Genomic DNA, 16,599 nt, shown 5'->3' on the forward strand with positions numbered 1-16,599 from the left:
CCCTGCTTTTTTATTTCGCATAAGGATTAGTGTATTCCTCTTCACTAACAATTTTCGCGATATCTTCTTCGAGGCTTTCCTGCGGATATTCCACAAACCTGTTAACCTCTTCTCCGTTTTTGTAAAATATAACCGTAGGTACACGTTTAACGTTCAAACCTTCCTCTAAATTGTCCGGTGTGCTTTTTCTCCTGTCCACCGCAATGAGGCTAAGGTCATCCATATCGTAATCTGCTTCGTCCAGAAGCTTAAATATCTTCGGAACTTCACGTCTGCTGTCCGGGCACCATGTACCAAAAATTACCTTGATTTTATAATCTGAAATATTGTCCTCTATAGTTTCTACTGCCTCTTCTCCGGGCTTATAATCTTCATAACCCTGATTAAACCAGGAAGCGTAGGGTTCTTCTTCCAGGTCTTTCCGTTCTACTTTACCTAACAACATTCCCTGCTGTTCAGCTCTATTTACTTCAGCAGAAGTGTTTATTTCCTTTTCTGAATGTATCGAACTGGCGCTGCCACAGCTTAGAAATACCAGTAAAAACAAGCTTAAAAAATTATTCATAAGAAATATTATATAAGGGGTTCCTGTGTCATTAGTTCAGGTTGATCAATCCCCATTAGTTTTAATATAGTCGGTGCAATGTCTCCAAGTTTACCGCTCTTAATAGATTTTACGTCATTGTCCAGGAGTACAAGGGGAACCGGATTGGTAGTATGGGCGGTATTTGGGCTGCCATCAGGATTAACCATAGTTTCACTGTTACCGTGATCGGCAATTACAAGAACGGCATATCCGTTTTCCAGGGCAGTTTCGGCGACATCTTTGGCACAGGTATCTACTGTTTCGCAGGCTTTTACGGCGGCTTCAAAAACTCCGGTATGGCCAACCATATCAGGGTTTGCGAAATTAAGGCAAATAAAATCTGCCGATTTATCTTTTAACTCAGGTACAATTTTATCCCTGATTTCATAAGCACTCATTTCAGGTTGCAGGTCGTAGGTGGCGACTTTTGGGGAATTGCACATGATCCTGCTTTCTCCTTTAAAAGGTTTTTCCCTTCCGCCGGAAAAGAAAAAGGTAACGTGCGGGTATTTTTCCGTTTCCGCTATACGTATCTGTTTTTTACCCGTATATTCAAGAACCTCGCCAAGCGTGGTCTTAATATTGTCCTTTTTGAAGACAACGTTCACATTTGTAAAATTATCGTCGTATTTTGTGAGGGTTACATAGTACAGCGGCATTTTTTTCATGTCGTACTGCGGAAAATCTTCCTGGGTAAGGGCCTGTGTAAGCTGTCTCCCCCTGTCTGTCCTGAAATTAAAGAAAATCACCACTTCTTTTTCCTTAAGGGTGGCAACAGGATTGCCATTATCATCAGTTAGCACAACAGGTTCAATAAACTCATCGCTTATATCATTATCATAACTGCGCTGCACCGCTTCTACGGCATTGGTGGTTTTATAACCTTCACCTTTTGTGATAAGGTCATAGGCCTTTTTTACCCTTTCCCAACGCTTGTCCCTATCCATGGCAAAATATCTTCCAATAACAGAAGCCAGTTTGCCATTTGTTCTTTTAAGATGTTCATCAATTTCCCGGATGAATTCCTTGCCGGAATGTGGATCTACATCCCGGCCATCTGTGAACGCATGCACATATTTATCTTTCACGCCCAGTTCTTCAGCTGCGGTTAAGAGGCCTTTAAGGTGATTGATGTGCGAATGCACTCCACCGTCACTTAACAGTCCCATAAAATGCACGGGTTTATTGTTTTTAACGGCATAGTTAAAAGCCTCCTGTAAGACAGGTTCATCTTTGAGCGAATTATTTTCTACTGCCATATTTATCTTCACCAAATCCTGGTAAACTATACGGCCTGCTCCAAGGTTCATATGGCCAACTTCACTGTTTCCCATCTGGCCTTCGGGAAGGCCAACGTTCATTCCGTCAGTGCGAAGTTCAGCATGAGGATAATTTTTTATGATAGAGTCAAAAAATGGCGTTTTAGCTTTTGCAATGGCAGATACTTCCGGATCCTGGGTGATGCCCCAGCCATCCAGAATCATAAGTAAAACTTTTTTATTCATCTTGAAATTTTCAAATTCGGGCGTAAAGATAAAAAACAATACGCCGGGCTACTAAATATGCTTCTATAATGTTTTATTAAAACTAACCCTGATTTCGCAAAATTTTTGCTTTTGCCTCTTTAAAATTTTAACATATAAAAGCTGGTTTATAGATAATACAGCGAGGTTTAGCACGTTCTTGAATTCATTCCAAAATCGTGGTAACTACTTGTAATTTAGCTCTTAAATGTTAAATTTCGGGAAATTAGGGTCTCCTGGAGCAATTAAACATTTTTTTTTGTATGTTGGCACAACCTTTGGAATTTATTAACAGAGTAATAATCTAAAAAACATCTTTTATATGACGTATCGATTTCTGACTGTGGTTGCTGTATTGTGTTTTTCTTTTGCTTTTAGCGTTAAAGATAAATTGAATGAAGAAGAAAAGGGGATTAATTCCGGGGCGGAAATAGCAATTGCAGAGCCTTCCAGAAAAGCTGAAAGTTTTGAAGAAAAAGTTAGTAGTACCTACAAAACTTTTGTTGCAAATAACACCAGTATGCCGGCTCCGGATGTTTTTGAAGAAGGCATGAAAGGTTATTATAAACTACAGGAAGAAGATGCGGTTACAAAAAAGATCCTTACTATTATAGATTTTGATCTTTCATCCAGAAAGAAGAGAATGTGGATTCTGGATATGAAAAACCAGAAGGTCCTTTTCAATACCTATACTTCTCACGGTAAAAATACCGGCGGGGAATTTGCCAGTAAATTTTCAAATACTCCAAATTCCCTCCAGAGCTCTCTTGGTTTTTATGTAACCGGAGAAACTTATTACGGAAAAAACGGCTTGTCCCTTTTTATCGACGGAAAGGAAAAAGGATTCAATTCGAATGCGAGAAAAAGATATGTGGTAATCCACGGTGCAGATTACGCTACCCAGGCTTTTATTAAAAAGTACGGAAGGCTTGGAAGAAGCTACGGTTGCCCGGCAGTTCCAAATAAACTGGCTAAGGAGCTTATCAATACTATCAAAGGAGAGTCTGTGGTCTACATTCACAAGAGCTCTAAAAATTACCGGGAAAATTCAGCTTACCTCAATTATCCCACGGTTTAAGCAATTTAGAAGTAGTGTTAACTGAAAAAGTCTCGCCCAAAGCGGGGCTTTTTACTTTTTAAGCAATTGAGAAATCTTATTATCTGTGTTGTAAATATCTTCAGTAAAATGAGTGTTATTATTTTCCCTCCATGCAGTCCAGTAAAGATGATAGACTTTTACCGGCTGGGTAACTGCTATCTTATTTGTTCTTCCGGAGGCGATAATACTGTCAATTTTTTCTGAAGAATAATTCTCCCTGTTGCTCAGGAGATATTTTGATAAGCCTATGGCATCCTGCACCCTTACACAACCAGAGCTTTGCGCGCGGGAATTCTTTTCAAATAAAGCTTTGGAAGGAGTGTCGTGCAGGTAAATAAGATATTGATTTGGATAAATAATTTTAACCCTTCCCAGCGGATTTGTGCTGCCGGCTTCCTGCCGGTAAGTGTAGTTTAATGCTTCACCGGAACTCCAGTTAATACCAGATGGATCCACTGTTTCTCCTGCAGAATTGTAAATTTTTAAATTTCGGTTCCTGAGGTACGAAATATCTTTGGCTGCCCCGGGAATAACATCATTCTTCTTAATGGTGAGAGGGATGGTCCAGGTGGGGTTGTAAACCACGTATTCAATTTCATCGGAAAATACAGGCGTTTTCCGTGCCTGAACTCCAACCATTACTTTATGTTTTGATAAGGTGTCTCCTTCCCGAACAACGCTAAGTTCAAAATTTGGAATATTTACTATTATGTAATGATTCCCAAATTGCCTGGGAAACCAACGCCACCGTTCCAGGTTGGCCAAAATTTGTTGTCGCCGGTCTTCTTTGGTTTTATTTAAATTTCTTACCGTGCTGCTGCCTATAATTCCGTCTAGTTCCAATCCGTATTCCTGCTGAAATTTCTTTACCGCCTCCTGGATAGCCGGGACATAAACTGTGGTTGTGGAATCTTTTTCTACGGAAAAACCCAGTTCTTTCAATCTTTTTACCACGGAAGGAATCCTGGGATCATCTTCGCCGGGTTTTATTATTTTACCTTCTTTAACACTGGTGAATTTTTCTTCTGAAATTGAAGCGGATTCAAATTCTGCAAGGGATTTTTTGAGGCCGTTATAAACAGGGTGCTTTGGTTTGACTGAATTCAATACTTCTGTGATCTCTTCATTAGCAAGAGCCTTTTGTATTAAGCTTTGAATATTAATACTTTCTTTTTTAACATCCCAGATTTCAAATATTTCCTTAGGGTTCAGTTTTCCGTAGTAAAGATCATGTAGAAGCGTATAAAAGCTATCGGTTAGAATAATTTCAAGTCGTCCCCTTGCCTGCTCATCAAGATTTGATAAATCTGCAAGGGAATTTTTCAGATATCCCGCATGATAATCTGCCGGATTCAGCCCTTCTTCAGAAATATTTTGAATGTCTTTGTATAATTCTTTCCGCAACCCGGCTTTTTTCCACACCGGGGAGTAATTCTTAGATTGGTAAAAATCGGCAACAGCTTTGGTATTAGAAAGATTTAATTTTCCTGTTTCAGTAGAATCTGAAAAGAAATTGGTAATAACTTGACTTTCTGCGAGGAGGCCGATTTGTTCATCTTCAGGCGTAGAATCTGCTTCTATGTTATCCTTTTCTTTTTCATTTTTACAGGACAAAAAGGTAAAAAGAACACAGGCAGTCAAAAAAGAAACTCTAAAGCTGAACATAAAGGAAATTTTGAAAATTCAGAAAAAGGGCAGAAGATGGAAACAAAAAAGGCTTCAATATCTTGAAGCCCTTACATCGCTGTATGATTCGTACCTTTCAAACTGCACTTCAGCAAAAGGGCAAAGCGGATCGATCTTCAGGTTATTTTCGCGGGCAAATTCCACCGTTTTTTTAACCAGATTGGTGGCCAGTCCCTGGCCTTCCTTCTTTCGATCTACCTTTGTGTGGTCAATTACAATAATATTGTTGTCCTGTTTTTGGTAAGTGAGTTCAGCAATTATTCCTTTATCCCCTTCAATATAGAACATTCCCCTGCTGTCACTCTCCTTGTGTTTGATATCCATAGGCTACTTTTTTTGAATCCCGTCTACAATTCCATAATCCAGGGATTCTTCTGCATCCATCCAGTAATCGCGGTTAAAATCTTTGAGTACCCTTTTATAGTCCTGGCCGCAGTTTTCAGCAAGGATCTGGGCGCTTAGTTCTTTAGTCTTCAGGATTTCATTAGCCTGTATTTCGATATTGGAAGCCTGGCCTCTCGCGCCCCCACTGGGCTGATGAATCATAACTTTTGCATGCGGCTGGATAAACCTTCTGCCTTTTGTGCCTACAGAAAGCAAAATAGAACCCATAGAAGCAGCCAGGCCGGTGCAGATAGTAGATACCGGGCTGTTGAGGGATTTGATGGTATCGTAAATAGCAAAGCCATCGGTAACATAACCCCCTGGGCTGTTTATAAAAAGTTGAATTTCCTCATCTCCGTCCAGGTCAAGATACATTAAACGATCTATCACATGTTTAGCGGTTTTATCGTTTACCATTCCCCACAGAAAAACTTTACGTTCTTTAAGGAATTTTGCATCTATTAAGTCCTGTATTTTGCCGGTTTTATCTTTCATATCTGTTATAAAAATTATGCAATCTAGTTCAGGCTAAAAATATGATTATTTTAGCAGAAAACTCCTTTATGCAACCGGCATTTAACAAGATTTTAAAAGAAGATATAGACAGCATTATCCCATTTATTCAGAAGCTTTCAAAAGAGCGAATTCCAGGGCAGGTTTTAAAGCAAAGATTTACTGAAATGTTTAGCCAAAACTATGAATGCTTCGGGATTTACATTGATGATAAAATGATTGGTGTTTTTGGATTATGGTTTATGACCAGGCATTACGCGGGCAGGAGCTGTGAGCCTGACCATATAATTATTTCTGAAGAATATCAGAATAAGGGAATAGGGAAGCAGTTGTTCGAATTTATCTACAAATATGCCGGGGAGAAGGGCTGTGAAACCACAGAATTAAACAGTTACGTTGAAAATTACCGGTCTCACAAGTTTTATATGAATGAAGGTTATGTGATCAAGGGATATCATTTTTTAAAAAAGCTATAAGTTTTTTTGGAAGTTGAAAAAGTTAAACTTTATATTTGCAGTGCAAAGGCGGGAGTAGCTCAGTTGGTAGAGCGTCAGCCTTCCAAGCTGAATGTCGCCGGTTCGAACCCGGTCTCCCGCTCACGAAATCAAAACCTCTTCAGAAATGGAGAGGTTTTTTGTTTTCGGCTTGGTTAGTTCAACATAAGACCTCACAGGTTTCAAAAACCTGTGAGGTCTACTTCTTAAGCATAAAAAAACCGGACATTGCTGCCCGGTTTGAAGTCTGTAACAAGTTATTTCTTAACCGTTCATGGAGATTAAGAACTCTTCGTTATTTTGGGTTTGTTTCACCCTGTCATTTATAAATTCCATAGCTTCTATCGGGTTCATATCAGCAAGATATTTACGCAATACCCACATACGCTGGATGGTTGCTTCATCTAATAAAAGATCATCACGACGCGTGCTTGAAGAAATAAGGTCGATGGCAGGGAAAATTCTCCTGTTGGAAATCCTTCTGTCCAGCTGAAGTTCCATGTTACCTGTTCCTTTAAATTCTTCAAAGATTACTTCATCCATCTTAGAACCGGTTTCGGTAAGCGCAGTGGCAATAATTGATAGCGATCCGCCGTTTTCAATATTACGGGCAGCGCCAAAGAAACGTTTAGGTTTATGTAGGGCATTGGCATCCACACCACCACTCAATACCTTACCGCTGGCAGGTTGTACAGTATTGTAAGCCCTGGCAAGCCTCGTAATGGAATCCAGTAGGATCACCACATCATGGCCACATTCCACAAGTCTTTTTGCTTTTTCCAGTACGATATTGGCAACCCTTACATGCTCATGCGCTTCCTTGTCGAAAGTAGAGGCAACCACCTCGCCTTTTACATTACGCTGCATATCGGTCACCTCTTCAGGGCGTTCGTCAATTAACAGGACGATCTGGTAAACTTCAGGATGGTTCGCGGCAATAGCATTGGCGATATCCTTCAGCAACATGGTTTTACCTGTTTTAGGCTGGGAAACAATCATCCCCCGCTGTCCTTTTCCGATAGGGGAGAACAGGTCCATGATTCTGGTGGAAATACTGCTTTGTTTTTCAGCGATATTGAATTTTTCCTTAGGGAAAAGTGGGGTAAGATGCTCAAAGGATACACGGTCCCGCACCACCTGTGGATCTAAACCATTAATTTTGCTGATTTTTATAAGCGGAAAATATTTTTCTCCCTCTTTTGGAGGACGAATCTGCCCTAAAACAGTATCTCCTGTTTTTAATCCGAACAGCCTGATTTGTGATTGCGATACGTAAATATCATCAGGAGAGGTAAGGTAGTTGTAATCTGAAGATCTCAGGAACCCATAATTGTCCTGCATGATATCCAAAACCCCTTCACTTTCTATAATAGCGTCAAATTCATAATCGGGTTCACGGTAGCGGTTTCTGTTATCGCGGTTCCCACTGTTTTTGTTGGAGTTGCTATTATTGTTGTTACTGTCGCGGTTACCGTTTCCGTTATTATTGTTGTTGTCTTTCTTGCCTCTGTTATCTTTTTTATTGTCGCGGCTCTCCCTTGGATTGTTGTTGTTTTTAGATGAATTATCATCTTTATTATCCCGCGGAGCATTGTTTTGAGGACGGCCTTTGGTACCAGTTTTTTCTGGTTTTCCCTTTTTAGGCGTGCCTGCATCTTTGCTGCCAGAATCTTTGGTTTCTTCAGGTTTTGAAGAATCTTCCTTAGTCGGGGAAGGTTTCTTGCCGCTGCCTATTTTTCCTCCCTTACTTCTTTTGGGCTTGTTTTCTGATGCTGATGCCGGTGCTGAAGAAGGAGACGATGCTTCCTGTTCAGGCTCGTCAGTTAATGCTTCTTTTACTTTTTTGGGATTTGAAGCCTGATAATCCAGAATCTGGTAAACCAAATCTAATTTTTTAAGACTTCTAAACTTTGGTACGTTTAAAGTTTTAGCTATCTCCTGAAGCTCAGGAAGTTTCTTAGCTTTTAATTCTGAAATTTCAAACATGAATAATTTTGAATAAGTTTTTGTTTGGATTGTTTATAACTTCTCAGGGAAGAGTCGAAAAATTTTGGAGTCTTAAGTAACCTGTTTTGAATTGGTTACGAAATGTTCCTGCAATAATACGACTTTATTTTAATTTTTAAACAGGTTTTCTGAAAAGAATCTTTTATTTTTGTGAGCCAATTTTAAAAAAAATCATGCTACAACGCATACAAACAATCTATCTGTTACTGGCAGCTATTACCAGTGCCGGTTTGATTTTTCTTTTATATCTTTGGGAAAATTCCAGTGGGGAAACCGTTTATGCTGAAGATGTTTTAATGGTCTTTATCATGTTCCTTTCCTCTGCGGCATTGTCCCTGGTAAGTATTTTTATGTATAAAAACAGGAAGCTCCAGTTTGTACTGGGCCGGCTGAATATAATATTAAACTTTTTTTTACTAGGAGTGTTTGTTTATTGGTCGCTAAGCATACCTGGAGAGATGGATATCTCAGAGAAAGGTATTGGGATGCTTCTTCCAATTGTTTCTATCGTTTTTTTAGTGCTGGCCAACAGGGCCATAAAAAAGGACGAAGATCTCGTAAAATCTGTCGACCGATTACGATAAGCCTATCATCTTAGTAGTATTAGTGCGTGAAAACCCGGAGGTGCCACCTTCGGGTTTTTTTGTGCCCAATTTTAAATTTCTTCTGAAGAAAATTTTTATTTCAGCTTAATAACTTCAAGATCAGAGATAGAATCGCCGTCTATTTTAAACCTTAGCATGGTGCGTTCTTTATGAAAACCCTGTTTGCCCGCCGCGCCCGGGTTCATATGCAACAACCCCAGATCTTTGTCATTCATCACCTTCAGAATATGAGAGTGCCCGGAAATAAACAGTTTCGGCGGATTTCTCCTGATTTCTTCTTTAACGGCAGGGGAATATTTTTTTGGATAACCGCCAATATGGGTAATCCAAACATCCACGCCTTCACACATAAACCGCTGGTTTAATGGGAACTCTTTACGAATTTCGGCATTATCAATATTGCCATAAACCGCAATTACCGGCTTTAGTTCCTTTAATTTATCTGTAATTCCCGGATTTCCGATATCGCCGGCGTGCCATATTTCATCTGCCTCCCCGGCGTAGTGCAGGATCCTGTCGTCTATATAATTGTGGGTGTCGCTGAGTAAAAGTATTTTCTTCAAAATGCTGAATTTAAATTATCAGATTGGTTAAAAACCTAAGGCGGTGGAGAATTACGGCTTGTAATAATTGCCTTATCTTTGCACTTCGCAAATGTAAAAAATTATCTTTTCAGGTTGAGGTATTTCTTGGAACTGGCTTATTTGGGAACGGCATATCATGGCTGGCAAAAACAGCCTGATGCTGTTTCTGTACAGGAAAAAATAGAGCAGGTTTTATCCCGTTTGCTTCAAAAAAAAATCGAAATTGTAGGAGCGGGAAGAACCGATGCCGGCGTGCATGCAAAACAGTTATTTGCTCATTTTGATACCGAAGAATTTCTTGATGAAGAAGAAATGCTTTATAAAATGAATTCAATGCTGCCTAAAGATATAGCTATCAGCCGTATTTTAAGGGTAAAGAATAATACGCACGCCCGCTTTGATGCTTTGAGCAGGAGTTATGAGTATTGTATTGTTCAGGAAAAAGATCCTTTTCTAATCAATAAGGCATATTATCTCAAGCAGCACCTGAATGTTGATAAAATGAATGAAGCGGCGCAGATTTTGAAGAATTATAGAAACTTTAAATGCTTTTCAAAATCCAGAACCGATGTAAAGACTTATAATTGTATAATTGAATCTGCCGAATGGAAAAGGAAAGGCGAATTGTTGGTTTTCCACATTACCGCCGACAGATTCCTGAGAAACATGGTGCGTGCGATTGTTGGCACCTTGTTGCAGATTGGGCAGGGAAAAAATTCCGTAGAAAATCTTCATGATATCATAAAAAGTGAGGATAGGGGAATGGCAGGCGCCTCGGTGCCTGCGCATGGTTTGTTCTTAACCCAGATTAAGTATCCAAAAATTGAAGTAGATTAATGGCGTCAAATACAGGAAGTGCATTCGATTTTAATTTGTTTAAGCGGTTGCTTAAATATACCAATCCCTACAAGAAAACCTTTTATTTTGTAGCGGTTGCGGCCATTTTGCTTTCTGTGGCCTCTGTGCTGCGGCCGTATTTGCTTAAAATCACAATAGACGAGGCCATAGTGCCGCAGGATTATAACGAGCTTACTTTTTACATCCTGTTAATGGGCGGTGTCTTGATTGCTGAAGTGGTTTTTCAGTTCAGCTTTATTTATTTTGCCAACTGGCTGGGGCAGGAAGTGGTGCGGGACCTGCGGGTAAATTTATTTCAGCATATGCTTCAGTTTAAAATGAAGTATTTTGATAGATCTGCCGTGGGCCGGCTGGTAACCCGTGCAGTAAGTGATATTGAGACGATTGCCAGCATTTTTAGCCAGGGCCTTTTCATGATTATTAGTGACCTGCTTAAAATGCTGGTGGTGCTGGGGCTTATGTTTTACCAAAGCTGGTCGCTTACCTTGCTGGTACTTACCGTACTGCCTTTTATTATTTATGCCACAAGAGTTTTTCAGAAGAAAATGAAAATTGCTTTTGAAGAAGTGCGTACCCAGGTGGCCAATCTTAACACCTTTGTGCAGGAGCGCATTACGGGAATGAAGATCGTGCAGCTTTTTACCCGCGAAAAAGAGGAATATAGTAATTTTAAGGAAATTAATGACAAGCATAGAAAAGCCTGGGTAAAAACTGTGTGGTATAACTCCATTTTCTTCCCTATTGCTGAAATGTCTACCTCCATTACCATTGGCCTTATCGTTTGGTTTGGCGGACTTCGGGTTATAGAAGGCGATGGCCTTACCTTAGGAGTTATCGTAATGTTTATTGAGTTATCGCAGATGCTCTTCAAACCGTTGCGCCAGATTGCTGATAAGTTCAATACCCTGCAAATGGGAATGGTAGCGGCCAACCGCGTATTTGGTATTCTGGATACCAGGTCTTCCATAGCAGATGAAGGAAAAATAGAAATACAGGACCTTAAGGGAGAGATAGAATTTAAAGAAGTCCGTTTTGCCTACGTAGATGACGAAGAGGTCTTAAAAGGAGTTTCCTTTAAAGCCAATGCCGGCGAAACTGTGGCGATTGTTGGAGCGACTGGTGCAGGAAAATCTACCATCATTAACCTGCTTAACCGTTTTTATGAAATTAACGGCGGTGAGATTTGTGTGGACGGCATGAATATTAAAGATATTAAGCTGAAATCCCTAAGAGCGCAAATTGCGGTGGTGCTTCAAAACGTTTTTTTATTTGCTGATACTATCATGAATAATATCACGCTGGAAAATCCCGGAATTTCTGAAGAAGACGTGTTAAATGCGGCAAAGCAGATTGGAGTACACGAATTTATAGAAACTCTACCTAATGGTTACCATTACAATGTGAAGGAGCGGGGAGCGATGCTTTCTTCCGGTCAGCGGCAGTTAATATCATTTTTGAGGGCCTATGTAAGCAATCCTAGCATCCTGGTGCTGGATGAGGCCACTTCTTCGGTAGATTCTTACAGCGAACAGTTAATCCAGGAAGCGACCGATAAAATTACGGAAGGAAGAACTTCTATCGTAATCGCCCACAGGCTCGCCACCATCAAAAAAGCTGATAAGATTATGGTGATGGAAGCCGGGGAAATTGTTGAAATTGGTACGCACCAGGAGCTGCTTCAGAAGGAGAACGGGTACTACAAAAACCTTTATGAAGTGCAGTTTAAGGCAGAAGAAGCGGTTTAAGCATTTCCTTCAAAAGGATTAAAACGGCGGAGAAGTTTAAAATTTTAGGATAAGTACATGAAAGAAATTCAGGTTGGGTTTTTAATGTCTTATGATTATAAGTTGCTGAAGAATTCGATTCCCCCGGTTTATAATGAAGCAGATGGCATTACCATTGCGCTGGATGAGAATCTAACCACCTGGTCTGGAGAAAAATTTGAGGTTCATGAGAGTTTTTTTACCTGGCTAAAGTCTTTTGACAGAGAGCACAAGATTAGCATATACAGGGATAATTTTTATGATCCCGGCCTTAATGCCATGGAAAACGAGGTGAAGGAAAGAAAAATGCTCGCCGCAAAAATGGGAGTGGGAAACTGGCTCATTCAGCTGGATAGTGATGAATATTTTATTGATTTTAAAAGTTTTGCCGGGGAACTTAAGAAGAGAAATAAATATTTAGATGCGCCGGGGAAAAATCAAATTCAGATAGCCGGGTATTATATCAATTTATATAAATACACAGACGAGGGTATTTTGCATGTTTCACAACCGCGAAATCAAAAATTCGCCACTAATTATCCCGCTTATGTAACCGGCAGGAATACCAGACAGCGGGTAATCTACGTTCCTCATATTGTACTACACGAATGTTTGTCGCGCAGCGAAAAAGAGATCAGGACCAAATTTTCTAATTGGGGGCATTCCCATCAGATAAATGCTGAAAAATTTCTGAAAAAATGGCGAAGCATTAATCAGTATAACTACAAAGAGTTTAAAAACCTGTTTTATCTGGAACCTGAAAAATGGAAAGAACTGAGTTATGTTAAAGGAAAAACTCTTGCTGAAATTTCGAAAAACCTGGACTATGGTAAATTAATGCCTTCAAGAATATACCTGGCTATTAAAAATACAGAGGAATGGGTGAAGTTTCTTTTCAGGTGATTATTTGTAAAGTTTTCAGTAATGAATTAGAAGTTCGTTTTAAAGTTTTCTGTTTCCGCAGAATATGCTCCCGTTTTCCACTTTTCACCAGATTAAGAAAGATCTTCCTTTAACCTTTCGATCAACTCTTCGTTGGTTTCAAACATCACAAACTCCCCGTCTTTAATATAGGAAATCTGGCCGGTTTCCTCGCTTACCACCAGGGCAAGGGCATCGGTTTTCTCGGTAATTCCCACTGCTGCCCGGTGCCGTAAACCAAAGCGTAAGGGGATAGACCTGTCGTTGGAAACCGGAAGGATTACCCGTGTTGCGGTTATCTTATTGTCTTCAATAACAATGGCTCCATCGTGCAGCGTGCTGTTCTTGTAGAAGATAGACTGGATGATGGGCTGGTTAAGTTCGATGTTCATCTCGTCTCCCGAGTTCTTAACAAAATCAAGTTTAGTGCTTTTTTGTATAACCATTAAGGCGCCGGTAAGGGTTTTGCCCATGGCTTCACAGGCTTTTACGATGGCTTCCACATTGGTTTTTGTTTCGTCCTCTTCCCGGGAAAAGCGCCAGTGCCGGAACAGCCTGTTGTTATGGGTAAAATTCGTGGAGCCTATCATCAGCAAAAATTTCCTTATTTCCTGCTGGAAAACCACGATTAGAGCAAACATTCCAACCCCGATAAATTCCCCAAGCACATTGCTTAAAAGCTCCATTTGAAGAAGCCTGGTGAGCCACCATGCTACGTAGATAATAACAATCCCAAGGAAAATATTAACCGCCACGGTCCCTCTAACCAACTTGTATAAATAATAGAGTAGAAGCGCGACAAAAACAATATCTACTATATCGAGAATACGAAGATCAAGAATGTCCAATTTTGCTTTGGGTTTTTGTAAAAATAGGAAATATACAGCTACTTTTTCATCTGTGATACTAATTTCACACATTCCACCGCTTCTTTCACATCGTGCACCCGTAAAATGTTTGCGCCTTTTTGCAGGCAAATGGTATTTAAAATGCTGGTGCCGTTAAGCGCATTTTCAGCAGTGGTGTTTAAGGTTTTGTAGATAAGCGATTTTCGGGAAATCCCGGTCAAAACCGGCAATTCGAGCATCTGGAAAATTTCCAGCTTATTTAGAAGTTCAAAGTTCTGGGTGATATTTTTGGCAAAGCCGAAGCCGGGATCAATAATAAGGTCGTTAATACCGGCTTCTCTGACCTGCTTCACTTTTTCAGAGAAATAATAAAGGATCTCCTGCAGCATATTTTTGTACTGATTTTGCTCTTTCATGTTTTGCGGCGTCCCCTTCATATGCATCATGATATAAGGCACCTGATATTTGGCAATTATCGGTATCATTTTTTTATCAAGATTACCGGCAGAAATATCATTAATTATGTGAGCTCCGGTGGCGATGCTTTCTTCAGCTACTTTACTGCGGAAGGTGTCTATGGAAAGCAGGGCGTTAGGGAAATACTGCAGCAGCAGCTCCACCACCGGCACGACTCTTTTCAATTCGGTTTCTACTGAAATATTTTCTGCCTGTGGCCTGCTGCTGTACCCGCCAATATCAAGAAAATCGGCGCCGTCTTCCAGCATTTTTTCAGCTTTGCTTAAAACAGCGTCTTTCTCTGCTGTTCTGCTTCCGGAGAAAAAAGAATCGGGGGTAATATTAAGGATACCCATAACCTTGGGTTGTGAAAGATCTATAAGTTTTCCGGCGCAGTTTATGGTCATTTTCTTATTTTTAGCCTGTTTTTAAGTCAGAAGAAAGCTTTGACTAATTGGAATATTTGGCCGAAATTTACGCAAATTACTACTTTTTTTATGCAGGATACTTCAAAACAATACGACGCGGTGGTGGAAACCTGCCGTAATTTGTTTACCAATAAAATGAAGGATTATGGGAGTGCCTGGCGCATTTTGCGGCTGCCTTCACTTACCGACCAGATTTTTATAAAAGCACAGCGCATCAGGAAACTCCAGGAAAACAAGGTGCGAAAAGTAGATGAAGATGAAAAATCTGAATTTATTGGCATCATTAATTATTCGGTTATGGCCCTTATTCAGCTGGAAAAAGGCTTTGCAGAACAACCCGATTTAAATGCTGAAGAAGCCGCTGTTTTATATGATGAAAAGATTGCTGAAACCAAACAGCTGATGATGGACAAAAACCATGATTATGGAGAAGCCTGGCGGGATATGCGGGTAAGTTCGTTAACCGATTTGATCCTCCAGAAGTTGCTGCGCGTAAAGCAGATTGAAGATAATAAAGGAAAAACCCTAGTGAGCGAAGGTATAGACGCTAATTACCAGGACATGATAAATTACTCCGTTTTCGCACTGATACTGATGCAGGATGCTGAGTAGCAAAAATCGAAAAAAATGAAGTTATTAGTAGGAATCGCCCGTGTGGTGGTAGGAGTGCTTTTTATATTTTCAGGTTTTATAAAGCTGAATGATCCCGTTGGTTTTTCCTTTAAGCTTCAGGAATATTTTAGCCAGAGCGTTTTGAATATTGAGGTGCTCATTCCTTTTGCGCTGGTAATTGCCATTTTACTGGTGGTATTTGAGCTGGTACTGGGCATTATGCTGCTGATAGGTTATTTGCCAAAATTCACCACCTGGTGTTTGCTGCTCATGATCGTGTTTTTTACGTTTCTCACCTTTTATTCTGCTTATTATAACAAGGTAACCGACTGTGGTTGTTTTGGGGATGCCATCCCGCTAACCCCCTGGCAGTCGTTTACCAAAGATGTCATTCTTTTGCTTTTAATCCTGCTGTTGTTTTTTAAAAGGAAACTTATTACGCCTGTTTTTGCACGCGCCTCGCATCGCTGGATCATATTTTTATCATTTATGTTATGTTTTCTTTTCTGCTATCATGTACTCATGCACCTGCCGGTTTTTGATTTCAGGCCGTATAAAATTGGCGCAAACATACAGGAAGGAATGGAAGTTCCTGAAAATGCGCCCGAAGCGGTTTATGAATATAAATGGAAATTCAATAATAATGGCGAAGAGGTAATAATTACCAATAAGGGGAAGTACCCGCAGCAGGAAGGCGAATTTATTGGGGTGGAAACCGAACTGGAGCAGGAGGGGTACGAGCCGCCAATTCATGATTTTTATATTGAAGATGATGGCGAGAACATTACTTCAGAAATACTAAATGCTGAAAAAGTACTTTTTATTGTGGCATATAACCTTAAAAGCACAGAACGTGAGGGTTATAAAGCCATAAAATCATTAAGCGATGCAGCTTTGGAAAAAGGTTACAAAGTTGTGGGAGTGACTTCTTCCGGAGAAGAGCTTCAGCAGCAAATAATAAATAAATTTGGGCTGAAATTCGAGTTTTACCAGGGAGATGCAACGGCGCTAAAAACAATCGTGAGAGCCAATCCCGGAATCCTGGTGCTTAATAAAGGAACAATAACCCAGAAAAAACACTGGTTTGACGCGGCTGATATAAATTTATGAGTCAACGGGCTATTCCTTTAAAATTTTGATAAAAACAAGGCTAAAATCATAGGTTTTAAGCTTATGTAGTTTGTTATCGATATATTTGTAATGCCTCCGGAACATCACAGGCAGGCATAAAA

The 16,599-nt window shown here is 40.0% G+C and carries 17 protein-coding genes and 1 tRNA gene; 9 read left to right on the top strand and 9 right to left on the bottom strand.

All coding sequences use genetic code 11. The features are described from left to right. Positions 1-10 precede the first annotated feature (10 nt). Both RM553_RS02475 and gpmI read right to left on the bottom strand, forming a co-directional pair. Positions 11-565, bottom strand: a complete 555-nt coding sequence (locus tag RM553_RS02475; protein ID WP_311533390.1) for a TlpA family protein disulfide reductase — start codon at positions 563-565, stop codon at positions 11-13. Between the two features lie 8 nt (positions 566-573). After that, positions 574-2,091 carry a 2,3-bisphosphoglycerate-independent phosphoglycerate mutase gene (gpmI, locus tag RM553_RS02480; protein WP_311533391.1) on the bottom strand — a complete coding sequence of 506 codons (1,518 nt, stop codon included), beginning with the start codon at positions 2,089-2,091 and terminating at the stop codon, positions 574-576. Between the two features lie 340 nt (positions 2,092-2,431). Here gpmI and RM553_RS02485 point away from each other — a divergent pair, with 340 nt between their 5' ends. After that, positions 2,432-3,187, top strand: coding sequence for a murein L,D-transpeptidase catalytic domain family protein (locus RM553_RS02485; protein ID WP_311533392.1), 756 nt, complete (start codon positions 2,432-2,434; stop codon positions 3,185-3,187). A 51-nt stretch (positions 3,188-3,238) separates the two neighbouring features. Here the strand turns inward: RM553_RS02485 and RM553_RS02490 are convergent, their stop codons facing one another. The 3 genes from RM553_RS02490 to RM553_RS02500 are packed head-to-tail and all read right to left on the bottom strand — an operon-like array spanning position 3,239 to position 5,773. After that, the gene (locus tag RM553_RS02490; RefSeq protein ID WP_311533393.1) at positions 3,239-4,873 is read right to left on the bottom strand and encodes a L,D-transpeptidase family protein; all 1,635 of its coding nucleotides are present in this window, start codon (positions 4,871-4,873) and stop codon (positions 3,239-3,241) included. 54 nt (positions 4,874-4,927) lie between these two features. Beyond that, the gene (locus tag RM553_RS02495; RefSeq protein ID WP_311533394.1) at positions 4,928-5,218 is read right to left on the bottom strand and encodes a GNAT family N-acetyltransferase; all 291 of its coding nucleotides are present in this window, start codon (positions 5,216-5,218) and stop codon (positions 4,928-4,930) included. A gap of 3 nt (positions 5,219-5,221) precedes the next feature. Continuing rightward, positions 5,222-5,773, bottom strand: coding sequence for a ClpP family protease (locus RM553_RS02500; protein WP_311533395.1), 552 nt, complete (start codon positions 5,771-5,773; stop codon positions 5,222-5,224). Positions 5,774-5,814: 41 nt separating this feature from the next. Between RM553_RS02500 and RM553_RS02505 the strand changes: the two genes are divergently transcribed. Next, positions 5,815-6,267, top strand: a complete 453-nt coding sequence (locus tag RM553_RS02505) for a GNAT family N-acetyltransferase (RefSeq protein ID WP_311533396.1) — start codon at positions 5,815-5,817, stop codon at positions 6,265-6,267. A gap of 48 nt (positions 6,268-6,315) precedes the next feature. Further along, positions 6,316-6,388, top strand: a tRNA-Gly gene (locus RM553_RS02510). Between the two features lie 161 nt (positions 6,389-6,549). Here the strand turns inward: RM553_RS02510 and rho are convergent. Next, positions 6,550-8,271 carry a transcription termination factor Rho gene (gene rho, locus RM553_RS02515; RefSeq protein ID WP_311533397.1) on the bottom strand — a complete coding sequence of 574 codons (1,722 nt, stop codon included), beginning with the start codon at positions 8,269-8,271 and terminating at the stop codon, positions 6,550-6,552. Positions 8,272-8,465: 194 nt separating this feature from the next. On the opposite strand from rho, the gene RM553_RS02520 reads away from it, so the two are divergent. Further along, the gene (locus tag RM553_RS02520; RefSeq protein WP_311533398.1) at positions 8,466-8,876 is read left to right on the top strand and encodes a DUF4293 domain-containing protein; all 411 of its coding nucleotides are present in this window, start codon (positions 8,466-8,468) and stop codon (positions 8,874-8,876) included. A gap of 95 nt (positions 8,877-8,971) precedes the next feature. Here RM553_RS02520 and RM553_RS02525 read toward each other — a convergent pair whose 3' ends face one another. After that, the gene (locus tag RM553_RS02525) at positions 8,972-9,460 is read right to left on the bottom strand and encodes a metallophosphoesterase family protein (protein ID WP_311533399.1); all 489 of its coding nucleotides are present in this window, start codon (positions 9,458-9,460) and stop codon (positions 8,972-8,974) included. Positions 9,461-9,574: 114 nt separating this feature from the next. On the opposite strand from RM553_RS02525, the gene truA reads away from it, so the two are divergent. The 3 genes from truA to RM553_RS02540 are packed head-to-tail and all read left to right on the top strand — an operon-like array spanning position 9,575 to position 13,005. Continuing rightward, on the top strand, positions 9,575-10,318 hold the full coding sequence (truA, locus tag RM553_RS02530; protein ID WP_311533400.1) for a tRNA pseudouridine(38-40) synthase TruA: 744 nt from the start codon (positions 9,575-9,577) through the stop codon (positions 10,316-10,318). Further along, on the top strand, positions 10,318-12,084 hold the full coding sequence (locus RM553_RS02535; RefSeq protein ID WP_311533401.1) for an ABC transporter ATP-binding protein: 1,767 nt from the start codon (positions 10,318-10,320) through the stop codon (positions 12,082-12,084). Before truA ends, RM553_RS02535 begins: the two co-directional genes overlap by 1 nt. 57 nt (positions 12,085-12,141) lie before the next feature. Next, positions 12,142-13,005, top strand: coding sequence for a hypothetical protein (locus RM553_RS02540; RefSeq protein WP_311533402.1), 864 nt, complete (start codon positions 12,142-12,144; stop codon positions 13,003-13,005). 92 nt (positions 13,006-13,097) lie between these two features. Here the strand turns inward: RM553_RS02540 and cdaA are convergent, their stop codons facing one another. Then, positions 13,098-13,871 (bottom strand): diadenylate cyclase CdaA, encoded by a 774-nt coding sequence (cdaA, locus tag RM553_RS02545; protein WP_311533423.1) that lies wholly within the window; start codon positions 13,869-13,871, stop codon positions 13,098-13,100. Between the two features lie 38 nt (positions 13,872-13,909). After that, positions 13,910-14,734 (bottom strand): dihydropteroate synthase, encoded by an 825-nt coding sequence (gene folP, locus RM553_RS02550; RefSeq protein ID WP_311533403.1) that lies wholly within the window; start codon positions 14,732-14,734, stop codon positions 13,910-13,912. 90 nt (positions 14,735-14,824) lie between these two features. Between folP and RM553_RS02555 the strand changes: the two genes are divergently transcribed. Then, positions 14,825-15,367: a DUF1599 domain-containing protein gene (locus tag RM553_RS02555; protein ID WP_311533404.1), complete on the top strand. Its 543-nt coding sequence runs from the start codon at positions 14,825-14,827 to the stop codon at positions 15,365-15,367. 15 nt (positions 15,368-15,382) lie between these two features. Beyond that, a complete protein-coding gene (locus RM553_RS02560) occupies positions 15,383-16,477 on the top strand; it encodes a BT_3928 family protein (RefSeq protein ID WP_311533405.1) in 1,095 nt (364 codons plus the stop codon). The last annotated feature ends 122 nt before the right edge of the window (positions 16,478-16,599 follow it).

Origin of the sequence: Autumnicola tepida (genome assembly GCF_031846485.1) — a bacterium.
Lineage (GTDB): Bacteria > Bacteroidota > Bacteroidia > Flavobacteriales > Flavobacteriaceae > Autumnicola > Autumnicola tepida.